General features: G+C 51.8%; 2 protein-coding genes. Both read right to left on the bottom strand.

Annotated elements, in window-relative coordinates:
* Positions 1-114: 114 nt before the first annotated feature.
* Positions 115-1,851, bottom strand: coding sequence for a dipeptidase (locus ACY692_RS14540; RefSeq protein WP_462326098.1), 1,737 nt, complete (start codon positions 1,849-1,851; stop codon positions 115-117).
* A gap of 476 nt (positions 1,852-2,327) precedes the next feature.
* On the bottom strand, positions 2,328-3,338 hold the full coding sequence (glsA, locus tag ACY692_RS14535; protein ID WP_462326097.1) for a glutaminase A: 1,011 nt from the start codon (positions 3,336-3,338) through the stop codon (positions 2,328-2,330).
* Between the last annotated feature and the right edge of the window lie 204 nt (positions 3,339-3,542).

The raw sequence follows: 3,542 nt of genomic DNA, 5'->3' as shown, positions 1-3,542 counted from the left end.
TGTTTTAGGTTTTAGGTTATTAAGTTTTAAGTAAAAACAGATAGTTAGCTCTCATAATTTTTCGGGATTTGGCGACGAAGGCATCTTTTACAAGCGCATCTTTACAGCTGTTGGTCAATGCTCGTCGGGCTTGCGCTTGTATGTGGTGGGACCGTTTTCGTAGCCTGTGCCCCGGAGCCACCAGGCTGGATAAAAGAGCTTCTGCCCCAGGGACTTTGGCGTGTTCAGGTAGCCGTTGTTATAGGTGATGTACAGGTCATGGGAGAGATTCCACCATGCCTCGAGGGTTTTTCCCGCGTGCTGGTTGCAGACGTCGGTGAGCATTTGGCGGGCGGCCTGCTGTTTTCCTGACTTCCACAGCGCGAGAGCCCGGGCCTCCAGCTTGCTTTGCCGGACAAAGGCCTCGGTCTCCAGCCTCTTGCGGGCCGCATCAATGTCCTTGATCATATAGTCGTACTTGAGTTGCGCGTAGTTGGCCACGAAGTTGAAAGCCATCCACAGACTCTCCGGATTCCAGACCAGTGGGTCGGCCTGCTGCAGGGATTCGGGCAGGGTCAGGGCGCCTGCATAGAAGGGCATGAGCGCCGCTGTGGCCGGCCGATCCAGGCCGAGCCAGGTTACCCCGCCGATGGCGTCAGGCAGGTCTGCGCGGGTCTGACTCACATAGGCATAGGCGCACCTGTAGATATTGATGGCCCGCTCGAATGCTCCGGGCACTGCTCCCTTACCTTCCTGATCCATGGTGGCCTCGGAGCCGCCTTCGAAACGGGTGGGATCCCCGAAGGGGCCGGCGGCCATACCGCGGGTGAGGTCGAAGTCCGTGTTCTGGTAGCTGTCGCGGTGGATGGCGAAGACGTCCTGAACGGACATCTTATGGTCGGGTTTCACTGCGAACGGATACGCCCTGGTGTTGGGGCCGTTCACCCAGGCCGACAGATTCAGAGAAGGCGCGGCCATGGACTGGGCCCGCCAGACCCGACGCAACGAGTAGTAGGGATGGTGGAATTCACCATCCCCGTAGACTGCGGTCCAGTCCAGGGGTCCGTCTTCCGGCTTCCACCAACCCACGGACTGGGCTGCGTCAAAGATGTTGTTGGAATGCATCATGTCTTTCGCGCCGCTGCGAATTTCTCGGATGCGGAACTGGTTGGCGGCTACGAAGAAACCGCCGTCGGGCACGCGCTGGGCGACCCATACGCCGTCATCGCCGTTGGCATCGTACCCGCACATTTCCATGACCCAGGCTTCTTCAGGGTCGGCCACAATCAGGGTTTCCCCGGGGCCGTAGTAGCCGTATCGGATAATGAGATCGCCCATGAGCCTGACCGCCTCGCGCGCCTTGGCGCAGCGTTCCAGGGCGATGCGGGAGAGGTCTGCGGCATACAGGATTCGTTTGCCCGGCTCGGGCCGCGGCTTGGCCCGGGCCTTGTCCGTGCATTCGCCAATGAGCAGCTGGCGTTCATTGATGATCCCGAATCGACCGTTGATGTAGGCATATGTATGCGGGACCTGCGGGATAAATCCCAGAGGCAGGCTGTCCGGGATGCCCGGGGTGTCATAGACCGGGCCGAAGTAGTCGGTGACCACCCGGTGGGTGGGTGATCCGCCGTATTCAGGCTCGAAGCCGAAGGCGGACGGGGAGTAGTATACCGGACGCATGGAGCCCGGCTCGTGGTCCATGGCCGGAATGTAGACGATGTGCTGGTCGTTGAAGCCGTCGCAGGAGTGCGAGACCAGGACCGAGCAGTCCGTGGAGGCGTCTTTGCCCACGGCGGTGGTTGTGCAGGTCCACGCGAGGCCGGCGGTCAGCGTCAAGGCCGTGAGGGTTATGAGTAACAGCAGGATTCGCATGTCAGCCTCCTTGGATTTCGGATTTACGATTTGTCAGGCGTGTTGGGGGCCGGCTACCCCCTGCCCATATTTTTTTTAGCTTCAAGCAACCATTTGATCCAAGATGACAGGTCCGTAGCGGATTTCAGCAGGATTCCTATTTATGGTTCATCCGGAAATAGCGTACTTTCAGGTCGCCAATTATCGGTACCTGATTTAAGACAACAACCTCAATCAATCGTTGAATAGGTCCCCCACCCTGGTAAGGGCGGGGCTAGGGGCGGGTCGTATAATCGGTGCCTTTCTCCAGCAGTTTGAAACCCTCCCCCAGCCCCTCCCTGAACTACGGGAGGGGGGCTACATTGTCTTTCTATCCGGCATGTTATCAGGATATTCCAAGCGGTTTCCTCGTTTGTGAATCCTATACAGGAGAGCAATCGAAGGGTAGTTGAGGCAAGTACTCTTTTGCCGGATGAACCTTATTATTTCTATTTTTGTTAATTTTTCAAGAATATGTTTGATTTCAATTTTTTTGTTATGGCTTTGATTGCCATAATTGCTTTGATACTATTGCCAGACTTATTCAATCGTGGAGAAAAGGCAGCTATTCCGTATTTACCGGGAGCAACCGCGATAATTCCCCCTCCAACTCCACTTTTACCAGGAAGTCCTACAGAGTAAAGCCAGGGCCCGGATTCATCATACATGCCGGCAGTCGCCATAACCGCCAGCACATGCGGAACTACTGAACAATTGACTACTTTATTTCCTGTGATCGGATTTACACCACCATTGGCCAGGGTCGCAGCCATCACACCCAAATCATGAGCCGAAACATTGACGGCGCATTGGCGAGTATAAAGATCTACAGTTTCTGTGGGACTGGCATATATTTTCCCGTAAGATTCTAAAAGTTTGGCAATCGCCTGGTTCCGCTGATTTGTTTCAGATTCAGATTTATAAACAGGCTGATTGACCCCCAGCTCACTGCCGGCAAACTGTTGAAAAGTTGTGATAATATTTTGCCATTTTTCCTTTTTGCTTTTACCACTCATCAGGCTGGTCGTAGCAATCGCTCCAGCATTGACCAAAGGATTGGAAGGACTGCCCCCCATATCTTCAATGGCAATAATCGAATTAAAAGAGCGACCAGTAGCCTTGGTTCCAATTCTTTCGAGAATAGCTTTTGAACCCATAGTATCCAAAACCTTAGCCAAGGTAAAAACCTTACTAACGGACTGTATGGAAAATTTATATTGCGTATCTCCGGAATCATAAGATTTGCCATCTACTGTAACCAGGGTAATTCCAAACAAGTCAGATGGAACCTTGGCTAGTTCTGGAATATAATCTGCATTATTTCCATCATCTAAATCTTTATATTCTTGATATACACTTTCTAAAATCTCAAGATAATTAACAGGCTGAATACTTTTAGCTATTGATGGTATTACTGAAGTAAATATTAATAGTAATATAATAATGATAATTGATTTAATATTTTTCATTTATATTCTCATTATCTGCTGTTTAAGGGAAAATACAGATTAGAAAAATAATGCTGGAAAATCGGGATGCGTAAGACTTCCTGGCATTTGGCCGGATGCTCGTTAAGATCATTTTGAACGGTTCTTTTGGTGGCTCCGAATTACCCTGTCAGGTCTCGCTGAGTTGTCCAACCATTGGGGGAATCGGTTGAATCAGAAGTCTGG

The sequence above is a fragment of the Desulfoplanes sp. genome, assembly GCF_054921335.1.
Note: the sequence above shows the minus strand (reverse complement) of the source record. Positions and strands in the feature narration are given on the sequence as shown.

What these genes read in the sequence shown, in the direction of transcription:
- glsA (WP_462326097.1), bottom strand. Translation starts at nt 3,338, where the DNA reads ATGAAAAATATTAAATCAATTATCATTATTATATTACTATTAATATTT.
- ACY692_RS14540 (WP_462326098.1), bottom strand. Translation starts at nt 1,851, where the DNA reads ATGCGAATCCTGCTGTTACTCATAACCCTCACGGCCTTGACGCTGACC.